This is a genomic window from Mycolicibacterium arabiense (assembly GCF_010731815.2).
Taxonomy (GTDB): domain Bacteria; phylum Actinomycetota; class Actinomycetes; order Mycobacteriales; family Mycobacteriaceae; genus Mycobacterium; species Mycobacterium arabiense.
Genome location: NZ_AP022593.1, coordinates 4,405,746 through 4,429,326 on the forward strand (window position 1 = coordinate 4,405,746; position 23,581 = coordinate 4,429,326).

23 protein-coding genes are annotated in these 23,581 nt (G+C 69.8%); 20 read left to right on the plus strand and 3 right to left on the minus strand.

Annotated features, from left to right (window positions below; all coding sequences use genetic code 11):
• Positions 1-9: 9 nt before the first annotated feature.
• From G6N61_RS22810 to G6N61_RS22850, 9 genes are all read left to right on the plus strand, one after another.
• Complete coding sequence (locus G6N61_RS22810; RefSeq protein ID WP_163921405.1) at positions 10-996, plus strand: ABC transporter permease; 987 nt, start codon at positions 10-12, stop codon at positions 994-996.
• Between the two features lie 23 nt (positions 997-1,019).
• A complete protein-coding gene (locus tag G6N61_RS22815) occupies positions 1,020-2,054 on the plus strand; it encodes an ABC transporter ATP-binding protein (RefSeq protein WP_163921408.1) in 1,035 nt (344 codons plus the stop codon).
• Positions 2,047-3,054: an ABC transporter ATP-binding protein gene (locus G6N61_RS22820; RefSeq protein ID WP_163921411.1), complete on the plus strand. Its 1,008-nt coding sequence runs from the start codon at positions 2,047-2,049 to the stop codon at positions 3,052-3,054. Before G6N61_RS22815 ends, G6N61_RS22820 begins: the two co-directional genes overlap by 8 nt.
• 22 nt (positions 3,055-3,076) lie before the next feature.
• Entirely contained in the window at positions 3,077-3,799 is a 723-nt protein-coding gene (locus tag G6N61_RS22825) for a sulfite exporter TauE/SafE family protein (protein ID WP_163921414.1), read from the plus strand.
• 37 nt (positions 3,800-3,836) lie between these two features.
• Complete coding sequence (locus tag G6N61_RS22830; RefSeq protein WP_235887263.1) at positions 3,837-4,679, plus strand: IclR family transcriptional regulator; 843 nt, start codon at positions 3,837-3,839, stop codon at positions 4,677-4,679.
• 85 nt (positions 4,680-4,764) lie between these two features.
• On the plus strand, positions 4,765-6,141 hold the full coding sequence (gene gudD, locus G6N61_RS22835) for a glucarate dehydratase (protein ID WP_163921416.1): 1,377 nt from the start codon (positions 4,765-4,767) through the stop codon (positions 6,139-6,141).
• A 4-nt stretch (positions 6,142-6,145) separates the two neighbouring features.
• Entirely contained in the window at positions 6,146-7,129 is a 984-nt protein-coding gene (locus tag G6N61_RS22840; RefSeq protein ID WP_163921418.1) for a 2-hydroxyacid dehydrogenase, read from the plus strand.
• A 411-nt stretch (positions 7,130-7,540) separates the two neighbouring features.
• Entirely contained in the window at positions 7,541-8,863 is a 1,323-nt protein-coding gene (locus G6N61_RS22845) for an acyltransferase family protein (RefSeq protein ID WP_163921420.1), read from the plus strand.
• A 79-nt stretch (positions 8,864-8,942) separates the two neighbouring features.
• Positions 8,943-9,665 (plus strand): hypothetical protein, encoded by a 723-nt coding sequence (locus G6N61_RS22850; RefSeq protein ID WP_163921422.1) that lies wholly within the window; start codon positions 8,943-8,945, stop codon positions 9,663-9,665.
• A gap of 27 nt (positions 9,666-9,692) precedes the next feature.
• On the opposite strand, the gene G6N61_RS22855 is transcribed toward G6N61_RS22850, so the two are convergent.
• Both G6N61_RS22855 and G6N61_RS22860 read right to left on the minus strand, forming a co-directional pair.
• A complete protein-coding gene (locus G6N61_RS22855; RefSeq protein ID WP_163925038.1) occupies positions 9,693-10,211 on the minus strand; it encodes a 2-oxo-4-hydroxy-4-carboxy-5-ureidoimidazoline decarboxylase in 519 nt (172 codons plus the stop codon).
• An 82-nt stretch (positions 10,212-10,293) separates the two neighbouring features.
• Positions 10,294-10,782, minus strand: coding sequence for an inorganic diphosphatase (locus G6N61_RS22860; RefSeq protein WP_163921424.1), 489 nt, complete (start codon positions 10,780-10,782; stop codon positions 10,294-10,296).
• A gap of 145 nt (positions 10,783-10,927) precedes the next feature.
• On the opposite strand from G6N61_RS22860, the gene dacB reads away from it, so the two are divergent.
• From dacB to G6N61_RS22885, 5 genes are all read left to right on the plus strand, one after another.
• Complete coding sequence (gene dacB / locus G6N61_RS22865) at positions 10,928-12,316, plus strand: D-alanyl-D-alanine carboxypeptidase/D-alanyl-D-alanine endopeptidase (RefSeq protein WP_163921426.1); 1,389 nt, start codon at positions 10,928-10,930, stop codon at positions 12,314-12,316.
• Positions 12,313-13,422 (plus strand): Rv3626c family coenzyme F420 biosynthesis-associated protein, encoded by a 1,110-nt coding sequence (locus tag G6N61_RS22870; protein WP_163921429.1) that lies wholly within the window; start codon positions 12,313-12,315, stop codon positions 13,420-13,422. Before dacB ends, G6N61_RS22870 begins: the two co-directional genes overlap by 4 nt.
• Positions 13,401-14,363 carry a tRNA lysidine(34) synthetase TilS gene (gene tilS, locus G6N61_RS22875; protein WP_163921435.1) on the plus strand — a complete coding sequence of 321 codons (963 nt, stop codon included), beginning with the start codon at positions 13,401-13,403 and terminating at the stop codon, positions 14,361-14,363. The genes G6N61_RS22870 and tilS overlap by 22 nt, the downstream gene beginning before the upstream one ends.
• 72 nt (positions 14,364-14,435) lie before the next feature.
• The gene (gene hpt, locus G6N61_RS22880; protein ID WP_163921438.1) at positions 14,436-15,053 is read left to right on the plus strand and encodes a hypoxanthine phosphoribosyltransferase; all 618 of its coding nucleotides are present in this window, start codon (positions 14,436-14,438) and stop codon (positions 15,051-15,053) included.
• Positions 15,054-15,069: 16 nt separating this feature from the next.
• Positions 15,070-17,307: a molybdopterin-dependent oxidoreductase gene (locus G6N61_RS22885; protein WP_235887265.1), complete on the plus strand. Its 2,238-nt coding sequence runs from the start codon at positions 15,070-15,072 to the stop codon at positions 17,305-17,307.
• A 28-nt stretch (positions 17,308-17,335) separates the two neighbouring features.
• On the opposite strand, the gene G6N61_RS22890 is transcribed toward G6N61_RS22885, so the two are convergent.
• Positions 17,336-18,079, minus strand: coding sequence for an SIMPL domain-containing protein (locus G6N61_RS22890; protein ID WP_163921462.1), 744 nt, complete (start codon positions 18,077-18,079; stop codon positions 17,336-17,338).
• Positions 18,080-18,311: 232 nt separating this feature from the next.
• Here G6N61_RS22890 and ftsH point away from each other — a divergent pair, with 232 nt between their 5' ends.
• From ftsH to G6N61_RS22920, 6 genes are read left to right on the plus strand one after another with little or no spacing between them, the layout of a single operon-like run.
• On the plus strand, positions 18,312-20,708 hold the full coding sequence (gene ftsH, locus G6N61_RS22895; protein WP_163921467.1) for an ATP-dependent zinc metalloprotease FtsH: 2,397 nt from the start codon (positions 18,312-18,314) through the stop codon (positions 20,706-20,708).
• Between the two features lie 18 nt (positions 20,709-20,726).
• Positions 20,727-21,338, plus strand: coding sequence for a GTP cyclohydrolase I FolE (gene folE / locus G6N61_RS22900; RefSeq protein WP_163921470.1), 612 nt, complete (start codon positions 20,727-20,729; stop codon positions 21,336-21,338).
• Between the two features lie 32 nt (positions 21,339-21,370).
• A complete protein-coding gene (folP, locus tag G6N61_RS22905) occupies positions 21,371-22,186 on the plus strand; it encodes a dihydropteroate synthase (RefSeq protein ID WP_163925040.1) in 816 nt (271 codons plus the stop codon).
• Positions 22,179-22,559, plus strand: coding sequence for a dihydroneopterin aldolase (gene folB / locus G6N61_RS22910; RefSeq protein WP_163921473.1), 381 nt, complete (start codon positions 22,179-22,181; stop codon positions 22,557-22,559). The genes folP and folB overlap by 8 nt, the downstream gene beginning before the upstream one ends.
• Positions 22,556-23,071: a 2-amino-4-hydroxy-6-hydroxymethyldihydropteridine diphosphokinase gene (gene folK, locus G6N61_RS22915; RefSeq protein ID WP_163921476.1), complete on the plus strand. Its 516-nt coding sequence runs from the start codon at positions 22,556-22,558 to the stop codon at positions 23,069-23,071. The genes folB and folK overlap by 4 nt, the downstream gene beginning before the upstream one ends.
• Positions 23,071-23,547, plus strand: coding sequence for a DUF3180 domain-containing protein (locus G6N61_RS22920; RefSeq protein ID WP_163921479.1), 477 nt, complete (start codon positions 23,071-23,073; stop codon positions 23,545-23,547). Before folK ends, G6N61_RS22920 begins: the two co-directional genes overlap by 1 nt.
• Positions 23,548-23,581 lie beyond the last annotated feature (34 nt).

Here is a 23,581-nt window from a genome sequence, read left to right on the forward strand (position 1 = left end):
AGCAGCGCCATGAGCACTCAACTCGATCTCGTACCAGTCAAGCCCACCACCGCGATCGTCGGCGAATCCGGAGCCAAGCGACGGAAGTCGGGCTCGAGCTGGTACCGCCTGCTGGTCAACGACCGGGTCGCCGCGGCCGCCGCCGTGGTGCTCGGGCTGGTGTTCTTGACCGCGATCTTCGGCCCGATGCTGATGGGCGGGCTCGCCACCGACATCGACCTGGACAACTCCAATCAGGCGCCGTTCACGCTCGCCAACGGCTGGGCGAACATCCTCGGCACCGACCCGCTGGGGCGCAGCATGCTCGCCCGGCTCGTCGTCGCCTGTCGGACCACGCTCTCGGTCGCGATTCCCGCTGTGGTGATCTCCGCGATCGTGGGCTCGATCGTCGGGATGTGGGCCGGCTTCTACCGCGGTTGGCGCGAGACGGTCGCCATGCGGATCGCAGACGTCATCATGAGCTTCCCGTCACTGCTGCTGGCCGTGGTGGTGCTGTACGTCTTCTCGCCGAGTGCCGCCAACATCGTTGCGGTCCTGGCGATCACGCGCATCCCGGTCTACCTGCGCACCGCCCGCGCCGAGTCGGCCGAGCTGTCGAGCCGCGTGTTCGTCGACGCCGCCCGCACGTTCGGGGCCAGCGGACGCTCGATCATCACGCGCCACGTCGTGCCGATCGTGCTGCCGACGCTGCTCACCGTGGCGACGCTGGACTTCTGCTACGTCATGCTCGCCGAGTCCTCGCTGAGCTTTCTCGGCATCGGCATCCAGCCGCCCGACGTCAGCTGGGGCCTGATGGTCGCCCAGGGCCGCACCTACCTGCACACCGCCTGGTGGCTGTCGTTCTTCCCGGGTCTGGCCATCGTCATCACCACGGTGTCGGCGACCATCCTCGCCGCCTGGGCGCGGATCGCGACCGACCCGGGTCAGCGGTGGCGCCTGACCGTCCCGCAGAAACGCCTGTCCCGCTTCGCCAAGACCGGAAAGCGCCTGTCGTGAAAGCGCCTCTCGAAGGGAATGTCATGACCGCCCAGGTAGCCGAGCACCCGCCCGCCGACCACACCGAAGCAGACCCCGCGCTGCGGGTCGACGGCCTCACGGTCGACATCCGCACCATCGCGGGCAGCGTGCGCGCCGTCGACCACGTGTCGTTCTCGGCGCACCGCGGCGAAACGCTGGCCCTGCTCGGGGAATCCGGCTGCGGCAAGTCGATGACCGCGACCGCCCTCGTCGGGCTGCTCGAACCCGTCGCCGAGGTGACCGACGGCTCCGCCGAACTCGCAGGCCGCAACGGCACCGCCGATCTGCTGGCCGTCGACCGCAAGACGCGGCGGCAGATGGCGGGCACGGAGCTGGCCATCGTCTTCCAGGACGCGCTCACCGCACTCAACCCGCTCTACACCGTCGGCACCCAGCTGGCCGAGCCGTTCCGCATCCACCACGGGATGAATGCGAAGGACGCCAAGGGCAAGGCCGTGGAACTCATGACGCGCGTTGGCATCCCGCAGCCGGAGGAGCGTCTCAAGAGCTACCCGCACCAGTTCTCCGGCGGCATGCGGCAGCGCCTGCTGATCGCCATGGCGGTCGCGCTGAACCCCCGCGTCCTGATCGCCGACGAACCGACCACCGCCCTCGACGTCACCGTGCAGGCCCAGATCATGGCACTGCTGAAGAGCCTGCGCTCTGAATACGACATGGCCGTCGTACTCATCACCCACGACCTTGCGCTGGTGGCCGAGGAAGCCGATCGCGTCGCGGTGATGTACGCAGGCAACGTCATCGAGACCGGACGGGTCGCCGAGGTGTTCGCCGAACCAAAGCACCCGTACACCAAGGGCCTGCTGAACTCCGTGCCCATCAACGCCGAGCGGGGCGCGCACCTCAAGTCGATCGGCGGGTCGCCGCCGGACCTGAACTCCATCCCGAAGGGGTGCGTGTACCAGGAGCGGTGCCCGCTCGCCGCCGAGATCTGCCGCACCACGCGGCCCGCACTGGCGCCCGTCGGCGCCGGACGGCGGTCGGCGTGCCACTTCCCCGAGGAGGTCACCAATGTCTGATCAACTGCTCACCGTCCGCGACCTGACCAAGTCGTTCCGCGTGCCCGGCGGCCGCAAGGGCCACGACAGGCTGTGCGCCCTCGACGGCATCGACCTCGACCTCGCCCGCGGCCAGACGCTCGGCCTGGTCGGCGAATCCGGTTGCGGTAAGTCGACTCTGGCTCGCACGCTGATGATGCTCGAACGCCCGGACTCGGGCACGGTCACCTTCGACGGCATCGACCCGTTCGCGCTCAAGGGCAAGGAGCTGCTCGAGTTCCGTCGCCGCGTGCAGATGGTCTTCCAGGATCCCTACGCCTCGCTCAACGCGCGCATGTCGGCAGGCGACATCATCGCCGAGCCGTGGCGAACCCACCGCGGACTGCACCCGTCGCGCAAGGACCGCGACACCAGGGTGCGCGAACTGCTCGACCTCGTCGGGCTCGGCGCCAAGGCGATGGAAAAGTTCCCGCAGGAGTTCTCGGGCGGGCAGCGTCAGCGGATCGGCATCGCTCGGGCGCTCGCGCTCGACCCGGACGTGATCATCTGCGACGAGCCCGTGTCGGCGCTGGACCTGTCGGTGCAGGCGCAGGTGCTCAACCTCCTCAACGACCTGCAGCAGCAGCTGGGGATCTCGTACGTGTTCATCTCCCACGACCTGTCGGTTGTTCGGCACGTCGCCGACCGGGTGGCGGTCATGTACCTCGGGCGCATCGTCGAGTCCGGACCCACCGACGCCGTCTTCGACCAGCCCAGCCACCCCTACACCGGGGCACTGATGTCGGCGGCGCCCAAGCTCGACGCCGTGGACCGCGCCGACCGGATCCTGCTCAAGGGCGAGGTGCCCTCACCGCTCAACCCGCCCTCGGGATGCCGGTTCCGCACCCGCTGCTGGAAGGCGACCGACGTGTGCGCCGAGGAACTGCCGCCGCTGGCAACCGATTCCGCGGTGCCGGGCCACGCCGCGGAATGCCACCACCCGCTGACCGAGGACCGTGCGGCCCTGTCGCAGAGCGCGTGAGCCGGTTCGGTGACGACGACCGGTGAGCGTCACGGCGTACTCCGTCATCGCGGTCGCGATCCTGTTCGCGTCGTGCCTGCAGGCGTCGATCGGCTTCGGCATGGGCATGTTGGCGGCGCCGGTGGTGGCGTTGGTCGATCCCAGCCTGATCCCCGGCACGCTGATCATGCTTGCCTCGCTCGTCACGCTGATGGTGGTGATCCGCGAACGCACCGCGATCGACGTGCGGGGCACCGGCTGGGCGCTGGTCGGGCGGGTCCCGGGGACCGTCGCCGGGGCGCTGCTGCTGGCCGCGATGCCCGAACGCGCTCTGGCGCTGGCGATCGCAGGCGTCGTGCTGGCGGGCGTGCTGGTGACCAGCTTCGGCTGGTCGCCGACCCCGCGGCGACGCAACCTGGTGCTCGCCGGCGCGACGTCCGGTGTCCTCGGAACCGCGACGTCGATCGGTGGACCGCCGATGGCGCTGGTGTGGCAGCGCAGTACGGGCGCGGAGTTGCGCGGCACGATGAGCGGCTTCTTCCTCATCGGGTCGGTGCTGTCCATCGGCATGCTCAGCCTCACCGGCTCGATCGACGGGGACACGTGGCGCTGGTTCGCGTTCCTGATCCCGGCCACCGTGGTCGGCTACGCGCTGTCGCGGTGGGCGAACCGGCTGCTCAACCCGCAGCGGCAACGCTGGACGGCGATCGTGGTGTCCGCGGCCGGCGCGGGCGTGCTCGTCGTCCAGCAGGTGGGTGCGCTGTGAGGCCCCGCGGCGCCGGTCACCGGGTTACCGTACGGGGGTGGCAGCGGTGACGTCGGGCACGCCGGAACCCGTCGACGGCGTTGTGCGGAAGATGAATTCGTCGCGGTCGGGCGTGAAGTCGGCCGCACGGACCGTGGAACTCCTCGAGTACCTGGCGGCACGGCAAGACCGGCCTGCGCGGATCCGCGAGATCAGCGAGGCGCTCGACATGCCGCGCAGCAGCGCCCACGCCCTGCTCCGCACGTTGATGACCCAGGGGTGGGTGCGGGCCGACGACGCCGGAACGCAGTACGGCATCGGCATCCGCGCACTGCTCGTCGGCACCAGCTATCTCGACAGCGACCCGTACCTGCCGATGATCACCCCGTTCGTCGATGAACTGCGCCAGGACCTCGACGAGACCTTCCACGTGGGGCGGCTCGACCTCACCGACGTCGTATACCTCGCCACCCGCGAATCCCGGCAGTATCAGCGCGGTGCGAGCCGGGTGGGCAGGCGTCTGCCCGCCTACGCCACGGCGCTCGGCAAGGCGCTGCTGGCCGACCGGATCGGCGACGAACGCGACCGGCACGTTCCCGAGGTCCTCCAAGCCCTGACGCCCAAGACCATCACCGATCGCGCCGGGCTGGACGCCGCCCTGGAGACGGCGCTGGTCCGTGGCTACGCAACCGACGACGAGGAGAACACCCCCGCGGTGCGCTGCTTCGCCGTCGCACTGCGGTACACCCGGCCCGCGCAGGACGCGATCAGCGCATCGGTGCCGATCGCGCGCCTGACACCCGCCCGTGAACGCGAGATCGTCGAAGCGCTGTGCGCCATGGGGGACAAGGTGACTCGCGTCCTCCGCCCGGTCGCCAACGGGGACAAGTGGTTCGCGTGACGACTTCTGCTCGATGCGCCTGCGGCATCAATCAATGCCTTAAGGGTGTTGGACGTGCATCGACCGCGCTTCGTAGGCTGAGGTAATGACGCACCCTTCCCCGTCGCTTCGCGCGCCCGGCACCAGCCGCACGCCGGTCGTCACCGAGATGCGCGTCGTCCCCGTCGCGGGCCACGACGGCATGCTGCTGAACCTTAGCGGCGCACACGGGCCGTTCTTCACGCGGAACCTGGTGATCGTCACCGACTCCAGCGGCAACACCGGCGTCGGCGAGGTACCGGGCGGAGCCGCCATCGCGCGCACGCTCGAGGACGCCAGGGGGCTGGTCGAGGGACGCAGCATCGGTGACTACCACGCCGTGCTCAACGACGTCCGCCGCACCTTCGGCGATCGCGACGCCGGCGGCCGCGGTGCGCAGACCTTCGACCTTCGCGTCACCGTGCACGCGGTGACCGCCGTCGAGTCCGCACTGCTCGACCTCCTCGGCCGCCACCTCGAGGTCCCCGTGGCCGCACTCCTCGGCGACGGTCAGCAGCGGTCCAGGGTGCAGGCGCTGGGCTACCTATTCTTCGTGGGCGACCGGACCAGAACCGATCTGCCCTACCGCTCGGCGGCCGACGAAGGCGCCGACGCCGACGACTGGATGCGCATCCGCCACGACGAGGCCCTGACCCCGGAAGCCGTCGTCCGGCTCGCCGAGGCTGCCCGCGACCGGTACGGCTTCCGCGACTTCAAGCTCAAGGGCGGCGTGCTGCCCGCGCCCGACGAGGCCAAGGCGGTCATCGCGCTGGCGGACCGGTTCCCAGACGCCCGAATAACCCTGGACCCGAACGGTGGCTGGCTGCTGGCCGACGCCATCACCACCTGCCGCGAGCTGGCCGGTGTACTCGCCTACGCCGAGGACCCGGTGGGACCCGAGGGCGGCTTCTCCGGCCGTGAGGTGATGGCCGAGTTCAAGCGCGCCACTGGGCTGCCGACCGCCACCAACATGATCGCCACCGACTGGCGCGAGATGGGTCACGCTATTCGTTCCGGCGCGGTCGACATCCCACTGGCCGATCCGCACTTCTGGACCATGGCCGGGTCGGTGCGCGTCGCCCAGCTGTGCGACGCGTGGGGGCTCACCTGGGGCTCGCACTCCAACAACCACTTCGACGTGTCGCTGGCGATGTTCACCCACGTCGCCGCCGCCGCACCGGGTGACATCACGGCGATCGACACCCACTGGATCTGGCAGGACGGGCAGCGGATCACCAAAGCGCCCTTCGAGATAGTCGACGGGTACCTGGACGTGCCGGACGCGCCCGGGCTGGGCGTCGAACTCGACGACGACGCCGTGGCCGCCGCCCACGAGCTGTACCTGAGCGAGGGGCTCGGCGCCCGCGACGACGCCATCGCGATGCAGTATCTGGTCCCCGGCTGGACGTTCGACTCCAAACGACCTGCACTGCAACGGAACTGACGCCGTGAAGATCCTGATCGCCGATGCCAACCTCGCCCCGCACCGCGAGCGCCTCGAGGCGGCCCTGCCCGACGACGCCACAACGGTGTGGCGACCCGGTGCCGGCGTGGCCGATCTGCTCGACGACCTCCGTGACGCGGAGGTGTACGTCGGCGCACGGTTCACCGCGGAGATGGCAGGCGCGGCGGAGAAGCTGCGGCTGATCCACGTCGCGGGCGCGGGAACCGACCGCGTCGACTTCTCGGCACTCGGGCCCGACGTCCTGGTGGCCAACACCTTTCATCACGAACGGTCGATCGCCGAGTACGTTCTGGCGACGGCGATCGTGCTACGGCGGGACTTCCTCGCCCAGGATCGCGCGCTGCGGCGCGGCACGTGGGCGACGTCGGTCTACGACGACACCATCCCGCAGCTGGGCACACTCCGTGACAGCCGGATCGGGTTCGTCGGCTTCGGCCACATCGGTCAGTGCGCGTGGGACTTGTTCCGGGCGGTCGGGTGCAGCGGCGCAGCGGTGACCGGATCGGGGCGCCAAGACGCCGCGGCGTACGGACTCGACTGGGTGGGCGACACCTCGCGCCTCGGTGCGCTCGCACGGGAGGTCGACGTCATGGTGGTGTCGGCGCCGTTGACGCCGGCGACCACCGGGATGATCGGCACGGCCGAACTGCAGGCGCTGGGTGCCGAGGGAGTGCTGATCAACGTCGGGCGCGGCCCGCTGGTCGACGAGCGAGCGCTCTACGAAGCCCTCGTCGAGGGTCAGATCCGGGCCGCCGCCATCGACGTCTGGTATCGCTACCCGTCATCGCCCGGTACGCCCACCGCCGTCGGCGACCTGCCGTTCGGCGAGCTGTCGAACCTCGTGATGACGCCGCATTCGTCCGGGGTCACCACCGACACCTTCCGCGGCCGCGCCGACGACATCGCCGCCAACATCGGCAGGCTCGGCCGCGGCGAGCAACTGCGCAACGTCGTCACCCCCGCCTGAGGCCGCGGTCGCCCGGCGCATCACCGCTACCGTCAGCCTAGTTAGCTGCTGGCACGATTCCTTTCGTTGACAAGCAACTTGGCGGCGCAATGGTGATTGCCGACATTGGCGAAAATACCGTCCTGGCAAATTGTCGCCGGGTATCCGAATAACGCTTCGGACGTTTGGATTCGGCGCAATTCGTCACCATCAGCTATCGTTGTGGCGCTCGCGAAAACCGGTCACGACGTGCTGATTCGACATCACGGCCCCGATGTCACGGCAATGACGAAATGGATCCGAACACGTGGTCACAATGGCGTCATATTCCATACCGTCGTTTCGGTCTCCGAGAGTAACTGAACCGTTGGTATCGAATCCTGCCCGTCCGGACTATCGCTCGGCGTGGGTGCGACCTCAGGAGGCGTGGGCATGACCCGAAGGACCGAGACGCCGGGCGCGGCGACCCCGCCCGCGACGAAGGGTTCGGGCCGGGTGCGGGCCAGGATCATCGGCCTGGACGGCGTCCGCGGCATCCTGTGCCTGTCGATCGCCATCACTCACGTCACCACCCACTTCTCGCCGAACACCGCGCAGACCTGGATGACGAGCCTGCTCGGCTTCTCGCTGGTCTACTTCTTCGTCCTCAGTGGGTTCCTGCTGTTCCTGCCCTACGTGCGGAACCTGTCCGACGACCGTGACGTCGCCCGCATGCCGAGCATCGGCGACTACACACTGCACCGCGTCGCCCGAATCATGCCGGTCTACCTGGTCATCTTCCTGATCGTGAACTATCTGCTGCAGGTCTCCTACGTCGAGAACCCCGTCCTGCAGAAGGTCGGGACCGACGAGGGCACCGGGATGATCACCGACCCGTGGCAGCTGCTCGCCAACCTCACGCTCACGCAGTCCTACTTCCCGCAGTACATCCAGACGGGCATCAACCCCGCGTGGTCGCTGACGCTGGAGTACGCCTTCTACGCCTCGCTGCCGCTCCTCGGCATCGCGTTGTTCGCGCTGCGCAAGCGCGTCTCGATGAACCCGTTGGTGCTCGCCGCGCTGGCGCCCGCGCTGCTGCTGGTCATCGGCATGATCGGCCGCAGCCTGATTCCGGTCGTCTTCGCGCATTCCGGCTCGACGGACTTCATGTTGCTCAACTGGGGTCCGAACTGGGCTGCGGTCTTCACCAAGAGCTTCCTGACCAACGCCGACAACTTCGCCCTCGGCATGTTCGCCGCAGTGGTGTTCGTGGCCATGGAGCGCGGTGTCCTGCGCGAGCGGATCAGCAAGCGGGTGCGGCTGATCTCGGCCGCCGCGATCCTGCCCATGCTGGCCGTCTCCGCGGTGACTCTGGCGGTGGCCAACCAGTTCACCACCGCGGGTGTCGCCGTCGTCGCCGCCCTGATGATCCTGGTCATCGTCGCCCCGCTGGCCCGCGGGCAGAAGACCAAGCTCGCCGTATGGCTGGACGCACGACCCATCCGCTACGTGGGTGAGATCTCGCTGTCCGCCTACCTGTGGCACTTCCCGATGATCCTGGTGCTCGGCAGGCTGGGGGTGATGGCGGGCGACGACGCATGGGGCATGTGGCGCAACGTCGTGGTGCTGCTGGCCGTCACGATCGCCGTCGCGTCGATCACCTACTACGGCGTCGAGAAGCCAGTGATGAAGTGGGCCAAGGCACTTCGCAAGAAGAAGGTCGCGGTGCCCGCCGATCCCGAACTGGCGCCCGCCGGCATCCCGAAGACCACCTAGGTGCCCTGCAGCTCAGGCTGATTCGAATGAGTTGCAGCGCTGTGGCCGTCCTGTGATGGTGCCCTGCGACCATCTTCGAGTGACACCTTCAGTGGCGACGACGGACAGTGGGCTGGCCGCTCGCGTCACGGCCATCGCTTCGATCGGCGCCGCGGTGATCCACTTCGCCGTCATGCCCGACCACTGGCGCGACTGGGTGCCCTCCGGGGTCTTCTTCGCCGGGATCGCGGTGTTCCAACTGGCTTGGGGGCTCGCGGTTCTCACGCGTCGCCCCGGCGCGGTGCTCCTGGCGACCGGGATCCTGGCCAACCTCGGATCGGTCGCGCTGTGGGCGCTGTCGCGAACCGCGGGTGCCCCGTTCGGGCCGCACGCCGGCGAGCCGGAGTTGGTGCAGGCCGCGGGAATCTGCTCGCTCATGCTGCAGGGCTACGTCGTCATGGGCGCGGCCTGGCTGTGGAGCCGGGGTCGTCGGTCCGGTGCCATACCGGTTTTCGGCTACGGGCTCGTCCTGCTCGGCGCCACCAGCGTCATCGCCGCGGCGGCCGCGGTGGGCGTCGCCTCCGGACTGCAGCACCAGCACCACTCGGGCACCGAGGCGGCGCACGGCGGCCATGCCCCGGCTACCGCGGAAGACCATGCGCAGCACGATCATTCGACGCCTGCCGTACCGCCGCAGCCGGTTCCAGGGGCGCCCGCGCAGCTGGCCGACACCGGCAAGCGCCCGCCGCCGAGGGTCGTCGTCGTCGAACCGGCCGCCCCCGCGCCCGCGGAGTCGGACGGCCACGACCACGATCACGGGTAGCGCGTCGCGCAGGCCCGGCGAACCGGGTCAGCACCAGTTCTGGTAGCCGCCCTCGGGTCCCAGCATCCGCTCCAGCCGCGTGCGGTTGATGCGCGCCAGCTCGTTGCGGACGACCTTGCGCTCGGTCTCCACGTCGTGATGCATGCGTTCGGTGACGGCCTTCAGCACGTCGGTGGCACACGCTCCGTCGACGAACATCACGAAGGTGAAGCCGAACCGCTCGGCATACTCGGCGGCCGCGTCGTTCAGTGCGGTCATCACGGTCTCGTCGTCGTCCCACACCGAGCACTGCTCGGCCTGTGACCGCGCGCTACGCGGCCGACGGCCGATGGTGGGACACGCCTCGAGAATCTGGTCGATCGCAGGTTCCGGCATCGAGAACAGCAGCGCGTCGGCTCGGCGGAACAGCGCGTCGTGGCTGCCGTAACTGCGGCCGGCGACGATGTCGCGCGCCAGCGCCAGGCTGTTGCAGCACTCGTAGACGGCGTGCACTGCCTTGCGTTCGGGCCACGCATTGAATGCGGCCAGGCCCACTCCCTGATGCATCAACACGAAGCCCATGATGCGAGGCAGATGGTGCGCCTGCGTTACCCCGTGTTACGCCGAGGAAAATTCGCTACCTGGAAGCTCAGTGCCCGCTGGTCTTGAAGCGCTCGAGCGACCGGGTGATCTCCGCCTCGGCCTCGCTGCGGCCGACCCAGTCGGCGGCCTCGACGAACTTGCCCGGCTCCAGGTCCTTGTAGTGGACGAAGAAGTGCTTGATCGCCTCGAGCTCGAAGGACGGGACGTCCCCGAGGTCCTGAACGTGATCCCAACGAGGGTCGCCGGCGGGCACGCACAGCACCTTGTCGTCGCCGCCCGCGTCGTCGGTCATCTGGAACATCGCGACGGGCCGGACGTCGATCGCCGCGCCGGGGAACAGCGATTCGGGCAGCAGGACCAGCGCGTCGAGCGGGTCGCCGTCCTCGCCGAGGGTGTCCTGGATGAAGCCGTAGTCGGCGGGGTAGCCGAACGCGGTGTAGAGGTACCGGTCGAGCTTGACCTTGCCGGTCTCGTGATCGACCTCGTACTTGTTGCGCGAGCCCTTGGGGATCTCGACGACGACCTCGAACTCCACGGTCGCGGCTCCTTCGTGTGATGTGGTGAGTGCGGTCAGCGCCTCGCCAGGCGATGACGCGGGTCAACCATAGACGAGCGATACCCTGTCAACTCAGGGCATTGCCTCGGGCAAGCGCTCGTCAGCATCTCGAGCCAGGAGAGTCATGCGGCCCACCCGGTGGCGCAGGTCCACCCACGTCCTCGTCGGCGTCGGGGTGCTGCTGGCGGTCGCCGTCCTCGTCACGGTCGCCGGGGTGTTCGTCGCGGGAGGCCCCCGCACCAGCGAGGCGCAGGCCGTGGATCCGCAACCGGAACCCGCCGCCGCCGAACCCGCGGTGTACGGCCTCGACGACAGCGCCCCGAAACCGGCGCCCCCGCGGCTGTCCGCCGTCATCGGCCCGTTCGCGGCCGACCCCAACCTGGGCCGCCTGACCGGCCGCATCACCGACGCAGCCACCGGCGAGGAGTTGTGGGAGCGCGGAGCGTCCGTGCCGATGCAGCCCGCGTCGACCAACAAGCTGCTGACCGCGGCCGCCGCCCTGCTTGCCCTGGACCGCGACGCAACGCTGACCACGACCGTGCTCGCCGACCCCGACGAGCCGGGCGTGGTGGTCCTCAAGGGTGGCGGCGACCCCACGCTGTCGGCCGCGCCCCCGAAGACCGCCACCTGGTATCGCAACGCCGCCCGGATCACCGACTTGGCCGCGCAGGTGCGCCGCTCGGGCGTCACGCCGAGGACGGTTCGGGTGGACCTGGGCGCCTACAGCGGGCCGACGATGGCACCCGGCTGGGATCCGCTGGACATCCAGAACGGCGACATCGCACCGATCGAGTCGGTGATGCTCGACGGTGGACGCACCCAGCCCGTGAGCGTCGAGTCCCGACGTTCGACCACGCCGGCACTCGATGCCGGGCGTGCACTGGCCGTGGCGCTCGGCGTCGACCCGCGCACCGTCGGCGTCCTGCCGTCACCACTGCGCGACGGCCGCGAGATTGCCTCGGTGGAGTCACCGCCGCTGATGGAACGACTCCGGGAGATGATGAATGCGTCGGACAACGTGATGGCCGAGAGCATCGGCCGGGAGGTGGCGGCCACGCTCGACCGCCCCGCCAGCTTCGACGGCGCGGCCGGTGCGGTGCTCGAGCAGATCCGCCGCTCGGGCGTCGACACCGCGGGCGCCGTGCTGCGTGACTCCAGTGGCCTGTCGATCGACGACCGCCTGACCGCCGAGACCCTCGACGAGGTCGTCACCGCCGCGGTCGGCGACGACGAGCCCAAGCTGCGTCCACTGGTCGACCTGCTGCCCATCGCCGGTGGCAGCGGGACCCTGTCGAACCGCTACCTCGACACCGACGCCGGCCGCGAGGCCGCGGGCTACCTGCGGGCCAAGACCGGATCGCTGACGGGAACCAACGCGCTCGCCGGCATCGTCACCGACGAGTCCGGGCGGGTGCTCACGTTCACGTTCATCTCCAACTTGGCGGGGCCCACCGGCCGCACCTCCCTGGACGCCCTGGCCGCCGCACTGCGGTCGTGCGGGTGCAGCGCGTGAGCGCCGCCTCGGCTCCCACCGTCGGACGCACCGTCGACTGGGACTTCGCAGCGACGGTGGCGCGCAAGCTCGTCCGTCCCACCCCGCCCGTCACCGAGTACACCCGCCGCCAGGCCATCGAGCAGTTGTCGGAGGCGGCACGGCGTTCCGAGGGCCCGGTCCGCGAGGTCACCGGTCTGGTCGAGGGCGCGACGATCACCGAGGCGCGGATCGTCGACCGTCGCGAATGGGTCACTGCCGCATCGCAATCCATGCGGGTGATGACCGGCGGCGACGGGGGCGACGCCAGCGGCTTCCTGACCCGCCGCATCACCGGGGCGCAGACGGGTGCGGTGCTGGCCTTCGTGTCCTCGGGGATCCTGGGGCAGTACGACCCGTTCGCGACGGGGTCCGACTCGGGGAGTAGTGCCGGCGGGCAGGAGCGCAGCGACTCGGGGAGTAGCTCAAGCCCGGGTGAGCTGCTGCTGGTGTACCCGAACGTGATTGCCGTCGAGCGGACGCTGCGCGTGCAGCCCGCGGACTTCCGGCTGTGGGTCTGCCTGCACGAGGTGACCCACCGGGTGCAGTTCCGCGCCAACCCGTGGCTCGCCGACCACATGTCGCAGGCGCTGGCCGTCCTCACCGACGACGCCACCCAGGACGCCGGCGCAGTGGTGGGCAGGCTCAGCGAGTTCGTCCGCGATCGCCGCAACGGCGTCGAAGCCGAACCCAATGCCGAGGGCATCCTGGGGCTGATGCGCGCCATCCAGTCCGAACCGCAGCGGGCGGCGCTCGACCAATTGCTGGTCCTCGGAACGCTTTTGGAGGGGCACGCCGACCACGTGATGGACGCGGTCGGCCCTGCCGTCGTGCCGACGGTGGCCACGATCCGGCGTCGGTTCAACGACCGCAGACAGCGCAAGCAGCCACCGCTGCAGCGTGTCGTGCGGGCGCTGCTGGGGTTCGACGCCAAGATGAGTCAGTACACGCGGGGCAAGGCCTTCGTCGACGACGTCGTGTCCAAGGTCGGCATGGAACGGTTCAACGTGGTGTGGACCGGGCCCGAAACCCTGCCGCTGCCAGCCGAAGTCGACGAGCCGCGGCGATGGATCGACAGGGTCCTCTAGCCACTCTGCGCCGCGCCGTCGAGGGCTTCGCGCAAGCGCACCCGATCGGCGACGACGCCTGGTGCGTGGCGCTGTCGGGGGGTGCTGACTCGCTCGCGCTCACCGCGGTCGCGGCACGCCTGCGCCCGACCACCGCGCTCGTCGTCGACCACGGACTGCAGCCCGCGTCGGCTGCCGTCTCCGCGGCCGCCTGCGCCCAGGCCCGGCACCTCGGCTGCACCGACGCCCGCGTGCTCACGGTCACCGTCGGCTCGTCCGGCGGTCCGGAAGCGGCGGCACGCCGCGCCCGCTACGCCGCGCTCGACGCCGAGCGCGGAGGCCGGCCGGTGCTGCTGGCGCACACGCTCGACGATCAAGCGGAGACCGTGCTGCTTGGGCTGGGCCGCGGCTCCGGTCCACGGTCCATCGCAGGCATGCGCGCCCACGACCCGCCGTGGGGCAGGCCGCTGCTCGGGGTGCGACGCGACGTCACGCGCGCGGCCTGCGCCGAACTCGACCTGACGCCGTGGGACGACCCGCACAACGCCGACCCCCGCTTCACCCGCGTCCGGCTACGCACCGAGGTGCTGCCGCTACTCGAGGAGGTCCTCGGCGGCGGTGTCGCCGAGGCCCTGGTGCGCACCGCGGCGGCGCTGCGCGAGGACACCGACGAACTCGACGCCCAGGCGTCGGTTCGGCTGAAGGCGCATGCCGTCGACGGCGGCCTGGCGGTGGACCTCATGGCCGAACAGCCCGCCGCGATCCGGCGCCGCGTCATCAGGGGTTGGCTGCTGGCCGAGGGCGCGACGGGCCTCACCGACAAGCAGATTCGCGCAGTCGACCTGCTGATCACCGACTGGCGGGGCCGAGGTGGCGTCGCGGTCGAGTCGCCGCACAGGGGCCAGCGCGTGTTCGCCGAGCGCCGCGGCGACCGCCTCGCCCTGCGTCGCGAACCGGTGTGAACGGGCCGCGGTTCGGACACGCATCCTTGGCTTCTGTTGGTCGCAGCGAGGCGGACGTGGCACGCTGTTGCCGTGGATCGGTCGAGCGAAGCGACGGGGGTTGATCCGACGCATCGTGCCGAGGAGCTGTACCCGGGTGACATCAAGTCGGTACTGCTCTCGCAGGAGCAGATCCGAACGCGGACCAACGAACTCGCCGAGGAGATCGGCCACGCCTACCGGGACGCGGTCGCCGAACACGGCGAGGACCTGCTGCTCGTCACGGTGCTCAAGGGCGCGGTCATGTTCGTCACCGACCTGTCCCGGGCGATCCCGCTCCCGACGCAGCTCGAGTTCATGGCCGTCAGCTCCTACGGTTCGTCGACGTCGTCGTCGGGTGTGGTGCGGATCCTCAAGGACCTCGATCGCGACATCAACGACCGCGACGTCCTGATCGTCGAGGACATCATCGACTCGGGGTTGACCCTGTCCTGGCTGCTCCGCAACCTCGCCAGCCGGCATCCCCGCTCGCTCAACGTGTGCACGCTGCTGCGCAAGCCCGACGCCGTCCGCACCGAACTCGACGTCAGCTACATAGGTTTCGACATCCCCAACGAGTTCGTCGTCGGCTACGGCCTCGACTACGCCGAGCGCTACCGCGACCTGCCCTTCATCGGGACCCTCGAACCGAAGGTCTATCAGAACCCCTGATCGTCAGGAGCGTGACGTGATCCAGCCCGACGCCGTCGACACCCACACGGCGCTGCGAATCTGTCCGTTCTGCGAGGCCACCTGCGGTCTGGTGCTCACGATCTCCTCCGGTGCGGTGACGTCTGCGCGTGGTGACCGCGAGGACGTCTTCAGCGCCGGCTTCATCTGCCCAAAGGGTGCGAGCTTCGGTCAACTCGACGGCGATCCCGACCGCCTCACCGCACCGCTGGTCCGCCGCGACGGCGAACTCGTCGAGGCGACCTGGGACGAGGCGTTCCAGGCGGTCGCGGACGGTCTCGGCGCGGTGGTGGGCGAGCACGGCGGGCGATCGGTGGCGGTCTACGCAGGCAACCCAAACGCCCACACCATCGCGGGGGGCCTCTACGTCCCGTTGATCATCAAGGGGCTCGGCACCCGGCTGACGTTCTCGGCCAGCACGCTGGACCAGATGCCCAAGCACGTCTCGCTCGGCCTGATGTTCGGCAACCCCGTCGCGTTCACGGTGCCCGACGTCGACCGCACCGATCACCTCGTCGTCATCGGCGCGAACCCCATGGTGTCCAACGGCAGCCTCGCGACCGTGGCCGACTTCCCCGGCAAGCTCAAGGCGCTGCGCAAGCGCGGCGGCCGGCTGATCGTCGTCGACCCCGCCCGCACCAGGACCGCCGAGCTGGCCGACCAGCACATCGCCCCGCGGCCGGGGACCGACGCCGCGCTGTTGCTCGCGGTCGTTCACACCCTGTTCGACGAGGACCTGGTGGACCTCGGTGCCCTCGCCCCGCACGTGACGGGGCTCGACGACGTACGCGCGCTGGCCGACGGATTCGCACCGGAAGTCGTCGCCGACCACTGCGGTGTGACCGCCACCGAGATCCGCGCCCTGACCCGAGACCTGGCCGCCGCGCCGTCGGCCGCGGTGTACGGCCGGATGGGCACCTCCACCGTCGAGTTCGGATCGCTCGGCAGCTGGCTCGTCGACGTCGTCAACGTGCTCACCGGAAACCTGGACCGGCCCGGCGGCGTGATGTTTCCGCAGTCGCCGGTCTCCTCTGCGCCGCGACCGCCCAAGCCGGGCCGCGGTTTTCGCACCGGACGGTGGCACAGCCGGGTGTCCGGCCACCCCGAGGTGCTGTCCGAACTCCCGGCCGCCGCGCTGGCCGAGGAACTCGCGACACCCGGCGACGATCAGCCCCGCGCGGTGATCTCCATCGCGGGCAACCCGGTGCTGTCGGCACCCGACGGCGACGCTCTGAGCCGGGCGCTCGACGGCGTCGACTTCATGCTCAGCGTCGACCCCTACCTCAACGAGACCACGCGGCACGCCGACGTCATCCTGCCGCCGCCCCCACCGTCGCAGAGCGCGCACTTCGACGTCGCGCTGAGCAGCACGCCCGTGCGCAACAACGCGCGGTACTCGCCGCCCGCCGTCGAACTCGCGCCGGGCAGGCTCGACGAGCCGGAGATCCTGTCGCGCATCGCGCTGATCCTGTACGGCCTCGGCCCGTTCGCCGATCCCGCGCTCGTCGACGAGCAGGTGATCACGATGACGCTGGCCAAGGAGACCGCCGACCCCGAATCCCCGGTCGCCGGACGGGATCCCGAAGAGTTGACGGCGATGCTGACCGCGGGGCGCGGGTACGAGCGCAGGCTCGACATGATGCTGCGCCTCGGGCCCTACGGCGACTGGTTCGGCGCCCGCGAGGACGGTCTGACGCTGGAACGGTTGAAGGCCGCGCCGCACGGCATCGACTTCGGTGCGCTGCGTCCGCGGCTGACCGAGGTGTTGCGCACGCCGTCGGGCAAGGTCGAGCTGGCACCGGCGCCGCTCGTCGCCGACGTCGCGCGGCTGGCTGCCTCGCTGGAGCGCAGCGCCGACGACTTCGTGCTCATCGGCCGGCGGCACCTGCGGTCGAACAACAGCTGGATGCACAACCTGCCCGCGCTCGCCGGCGGGACCAACCGCTGCACGCTGCAGATCCACCCGCTCGACGCCGAGGATCTCGGCATCACCGACCGCGCCCGGATCAAGGGCCCCGGCGGCGAACTCGAGGCGCCCGTCGAACTGACCGACGCCATGCGCCGCGGCGTCGTGTCACTGCCGCACGGCTGGGGACACGATCCGGGCGCCGGCCAGCGCGTCGCCGCCACGCAGCCCGGGGTGAACGTCAACCAGCTCAACGACGGCCTGACGCTCGACCCGCTGTCGGGGACCGCCGTGCTGAACGGGATTCCCGTGCAGCTCGCGCCCGCCTAGGGTCGATCGACCGACCGACCCAAGGGCGCTAGCCCAGTTCCCACACCACGGTCACGGAGAACCCGACGGTCTGCTGACCCGGCGACAGCGGCACCGACATCGCTTCGGCAGCGTCGTAGCGGGGCATCGGGGTCGGGGGAGGAGTGGCCGCGCCGACCTCGGAGATCGAGATGACGGTGCCGAGGTCGAGGCCGGAGAGTTCGGCGTACTGCTGAGCGCGGTCCTTGGCGTCGTTGAACGCGCGGGCGCGGGCGTCCTTGACCATCTGCGAGTCGTCCTCGATCGCGAAGCTGACCGAGTTGATCCGGGTCGCGTTGCCGCCGGTGGTCTGGATCGCGGTGATCGTCGGCGATGCGGCGTTGATGTCCCGGATCTTCACCGCGATCGAATTGCTCGCCTGGTAGCCGTTGATGGTGCTGTTCTCGCCGTACTGCGGTTGCAGGTTGACCTGCGTGGTGCTGATGTCCTTGCGGTCGATGCCCTGCCCGGCGACGGCGTCGATGACGGCGGTCATGCGCTCGTTGGTCTGGTTCATCGCGGCGGTCGCGTCCGGGGCCAGCGACTCGATCGCGGCGTTGACCGTGACGGTGTCGGGCGTGCCCTCGACCTTGCCCTCGCCGACCACGGTGACCTGCCGCGGCACGGGTCCGTCGGGTCCCGCGACTGGGCCGGCGGGCGCCGAATCGCAGCCCGAAACCGCTGCGACCAGCAGGCCTGCGACGGTGATGACGAGGACTCTGGACGGCTTCTTCGCCCACGCGCTGATCGACATACGACGCACCATACAGACGGCGAGCAGCGTCACCACCTGGTAATAAGGCCAAGATCGGCTCGAGTGTGGGGCTCGTGCACGCAAAACGTGGCCATGGCGTGCACGAGGCCCACGTTCGGCGCGGTGCAGGCGTCGGGAACTACCGGACGTTGTTCTAGCGGTAGCCTTGAACATCCCATCTGCGCGTATCGGAAGGACCTGGCCGAGGTAACCCTGCTGGCCGAAGAGAACGATGAATCGTAAGAACGTCATTCGCACCCTCAGTGCAATAGCGGTGATATTGCTGCTGGGTTGGTCCTTCTTCTACTTCAGCGACGACACGCGCGGTTACAAGCCCGTCGACACGTCGGTCGCCATCGCCCAGATCAACGGCGACAACGTCAACAGCGCCCAGATCGACGACCGCGAGCAGCAGGTCCGGTTGGACCTCAAGAACGGCAACGGCGACACCGAGGACAGCAACAAGATCATCACCAAGTACCCGACCGGGTACGGCGTGCAGCTGTTCGAGGCGCTCAACGCGAAGAACGCCAAGGTGAACACCGTCGTGAACCAGGGCAGCGTGCTCGGTTCACTACTGATCTACCTGCTGCCGCTGCTGCTGCTCGTCGGTCTGTTCGTGATGTTCTCCCGGATGCAGTCCGGCGGCCGGATGGGCTTCGGCTTTGGCAAGTCCAAGGCCAAGCAGCTCAGCAAGGACATGCCCAAGACCACCTTCGCCGACGTCGCAGGCGTCGACGAGGCGGTCGAGGAGCTCTACGAGATCAAGGACTTCCTGCAGAACCCCACGCGGTATCAGGCGCTCGGCGCCAAGATCCCCAAGGGCGTGCTGCTCTACGGTCCCCCCGGCACCGGCAAGACGCTGCTGGCCCGCGCGGTCGCAGGCGAGGCCGAGGTGCCGTTCTTCACCATCTCGGGCTCCGACTTCGTGGAGATGTTCGTCGGCGTCGGCGCCTCGCGCGTGCGCGACATGTTCGAGCAGGCCAAGCAGAACAGCCCCTGCATCATCTTCGTCGACGAGATCGACGCCGTCGGCCGCCAGCGCGGCGCCGGCATGGGCGGCGGGCACGACGAGCGCGAGCAGACACTCAACCAGTTGCTGGTCGAGATGGACGGCTTCGGCGACCGCCAGGGCGTCATCCTGATTGCGGCCACCAACCGGCCCGACATCCTCGATCCTGCGCTGCTGCGCCCGGGCCGCTTCGACCGCCAGATCCCGGTGTCGAGCCCCGACATCGCGGGCAGGCGCGCGGTGCTGCGCGTGCACTCGGCAGGCAAGCCGATCGCACCCGACGCCGACCTCGACGGGCTGGCGAAGCGCACCGTCGGTATGTCCGGCGCCGATCTGGCCAACGTCATCAACGAGGCCGCCCTGCTCACCGCGCGCGAGAACGGCACCGTCATCACCGGCGCCGCGCTCGAGGAGGCCGTCGACCGCGTCGTCGGCGGGCCGCGCCGCAAGGGCCGCATCATCAGCGAACTCGAGAAGAAGATCACCGCCTACCACGAAGGCGGCCACACGCTCGCGGCCTGGGCGATGCCGGACATCGAGCCGATCTACAAGGTGACGATCCTGGCCCGCGGCCGCACCGGCGGGCACGCCGTCGCGGTTCCCGAGGACGACAAGTCGCTGATGACCCGGTCGGAGATGATCGCCCGCCTGGTGTTCGCGATGGGTGGTCGTGCGGCGGAGGAACTGGTGTTCCGCGAGCCGACGACGGGCGCGGTGTCCGACATCGAGCAGGCCACGAAGATCGCACGCGCCATGGTGACCGAGTACGGCATGAGTTCGAAGCTGGGTGCCGTCCGGTACGGCACCGAGCACGGCGATCCGTTCCTCGGCCGTTCGATGGGAACGCAGGCGGACTACAGCCACGAGGTCGCCCAGATCATCGACGACGAGGTGCGCAAGCTGATCGAGGCCGCGCACACCGAGGCGTGGGAGATCCTGACCGAGTACCGCGACGTGCTCGACATCCTGGCCGGCGAACTGCTGGAGAAGGAGACGCTGCACCGCGCCGAACTCAACGCGATCTTCAGCGACGTCGAGAAGCGTCCGCGCCTGACCATGTTCGACGACTTCGGTGGCCGCGTGCCCTCGGACAAGCCGCCGATCAAGACGCCGGGCGAACTCGCCATCGAACGCGGTGAGGAATGGCCCAAGCCGGTGCCCGAGCCCGCGTTCAAGGCGGCCATCGCGGCGGCGTCGCGCGCAGCCGAGGCCGCGGCACCCCAGAACGGTGCCAACGGCAACGGCTATCACGGCAACGGTTCCAACGGGGCGCCGGTCAACGGCGCCAACGGTGCACCGGGGAACGGTTCCACGCAGCCCGACTACGGTGCGCCCGCCGGATGGCACGCGCCGGGTTGGCCGCCCCGGCCGGGCCAGCAGTACCCGCCCCAGGGTGGCTACCCGCCGCCGCAGCAGGGCTACTGGTACCCGCCGCCGCCCCCGCAGCAGCAGTCGGGTTGGCCGTCCCATCCCGGGGCGCCGCTCCCATATCCGCCGCAGCAGTCGTACCCTCAGCCGGGGTCGAACGTCCCGCAGGGTGGCACTCCCACGCCACCCCCACAGGACGATCAGGAACACGGTGACCGGTCGGATGACCGGCCCACCCCGCCTGGCTGAGACGAACGGAGCCACCGGATGACGCGGTCGGAGATCGACCCCATTCTGCGCGAAGAGACACCGCAGTTCGATCAGGAACGTGCCGAGGCAGCGGTGCGCGAACTCCTGATCGCCGTCGGGGAGGATCCCGATCGGCACGGGCTGGTCGACACCCCGGCCCGGGTGGCCCGCGCGTACCGGGAGATCTTCGCGGGGCTCTACACCGACCCGGACACGGTCCTCAACACCACGTTCGACGAGCAGCACGACGAGCTGGTGCTGGTGAAGCAGATCCCGATGTACTCCACGTGCGAGCACCATCTGGTGTCGTTCCACGGCGTCGCGCACGTCGGGTACATCCCTGGCATCGACGGGCGGGTGACGGGGCTGTCGAAGATCGCACGGCTCGTCGACCTCTACGCCAAGCGCCCGCAGGTGCAGGAGCGTCTGACCGCGCAGATCGCCGACGGACTGATGCGCAAGCTGAACCCGCGCGGCGTCATCGTCGTCATCGAGGCCGAACACCTCTGCATGGCGATGCGCGGCGTGCGCAAGCCCGGCGCCACCACCACGACCTCCGCGGTGCGCGGGCAGTTCAAGACCGACAAGGCCTCGCGGTCCGAGGCGCTGGAACTGATCTTGCGCAAGTGAGCCGTCCCGTCGCTCCGCTTGCCCCGATCGTGATGGGGGTCGTCAACGTCACCGACGACTCGTTCTCCGACGGCGGCCAGTTCCTCGACCGCGACAGGGCGGTCGAGCACGCTCTGGCACTGGTCGCAGACGGCGCGGCGATCATCGACGTCGGCGGGGAGTCGACCCGGCCCGGTGCGGTCCGCGTCGACGCGGGTGTCGAGACCGCGCGGGTGCTCCCGGTCGTGGAAGCGCTTGCGGGCGAGGGCGTCCGCGTCAGCATCGACACCATGCACGCCGAGGTGGCTCGGGCCGCACTCGAATGCGGCGCGAGCATCGTCAACGACGTCTCGGGTGGGCGCGCCGACCCCGCGATGGCTCCGTTGCTCGCGGATGCCGGCGTCCCGTGGGTGCTGATGCACTGGCGATCGGTCGGCGCCGACCGTCCGCACGACGTGCCGCCCTACGGTGACGTGGTCGTCGACGTCCGCACCGAATTGATGGAGAGCGTCGACGCCGCCGTCGCCGCTGGCGTCGACCCGGCCAAGCTGATCATCGACCCGGGGCTCGGGTTCGCGAAGTCCGCTGCCCACAACTGGGCGCTGCTGCGCGCCCTTCCGGAGTTCGTCTGCACGGGCATGCCGGTGCTCGTCGGCGCGTCCCGCAAGCGCTTCCTCGGCACGCTGCTCGAGGACGCCGACGGACGACCCCGGCCGCCGGACGGCAGGGAGACCGCGACGGCCGTGGTCTCCGCGCTCGCCGCACTGCACGGCGCGTGGGGTGTGCGGGTGCACGACGTGCGTGCGTCGGTGGATGCGCTGAAGGTCGTACGGGCGTGGACTGATGTTGGAGGTAGCGCCGGTGGCTGATCGAATCGAATTGCGCGGCTTGGCCGTTCGCGGCAACCACGGTGTCTTCGACTACGAGCGCGCCGACGGGCAGGACTTCGTCGTCGACCTGACGGTGTGGGTGGACCTCGCCGCGGCCGCCGCGAGCGACGACCTCGCCGACACCCTCGACTACGGCGCGCTGGCGCAACGGGCGTACGACATCGTGGCAGGCCCGCCGCGCAACCTCATCGAGACGGTCGCCGCCGAGATCGCCGACGACGTGATGGGCGATGACAGGGTGCACGCCGTCGAGGTGGTGGTGCACAAGCCGCAGGCACCGATCCCGCTCGCGTTCCGCGACGTCGCCGTGGTGGCCAGGCGGTCGCGGCGCAACGGCAGGGGCGCTGAGTGACGGCGGTGGTGCTCTCCATCGGCTCCAACCTCGGTGACCGGCTCGCGCACCTGCAGTCGGTGGTCGACGGTCTCGGCGATGCCGTCCGCGCCGTCTCACCCGTGTACGAGACCGACGCGTGGGGTGGTGTCGAGCAGGGCCCGTTCCTCAATGCCGTGGTACTCGCCGACGATCCGGTGCTGGACTGCCGGGGTTGGCTTGACCGAGGTCAGGAACTGGAGCGGGCAGCCGAACGCGTCCGCGAGGTGCACTGGGGACCGCGCACCCTCGACGTCGACATCGTGACCTGCCACGACGGCGCCGATGAAGTTCGGTCGTCGGACGAGACGCTGACCCTTCCGCATCCGCTCGCGCACCAGCGGGCGTTCGTGCTCATCCCGTGGCTGGCCACCGACCCGGCGGCCAGCCTCACCGTCGCCGGCACGCGTCGGCCCATCGCCGAACTCCTCGACGGCATCGACGCGTCGGAGCGCGCCGGGGTGCGAGCGACCGATCTGGTTCTGACGATCTGATGGGCCCCACCCGCAAACGGGACCTGCTCGCCGGGACGGCCCTTGTCGCCGTCGTCGGCTACGTCGTGGTCGCCGGCCTGTATCGCTTCTTCCCCCCGCTGACCATTTGGACGGGGATCTCGCTGCTGGCCGTTGCGGGCGTCGAGGCGGGTTGGGCGTTCTACGTGCGCTCGAAGATCGGCGCCGGCGAGGTCGGATTCGGCGACGGGCGGCTGCATCCGCTGGCGGCTGCGCGTTCGGTCATGGTGGCCAAGGCGTCGGCCTGGGTGGGAGCCCTGGTCCTCGGCTGGTGGCTGGCCGTGGTCGTATACCTGCTCCCGCGCCGCGACGTCATGCGCGTGGCGGCCGAGGACACCGCGGGCGCGGTGGTGGCTGGTGTCAGTGCGTTGGCCTTGGTCGTCGCGGCGCTGTGGCTGCAGCATTGCTGCAAGTCGCCGCAGGATTCGCCGGACGATCAGGATGGCGTGAGGGAGTAGGGGAACGCCAGGTCGGGACGCCGAATCGCCGCCG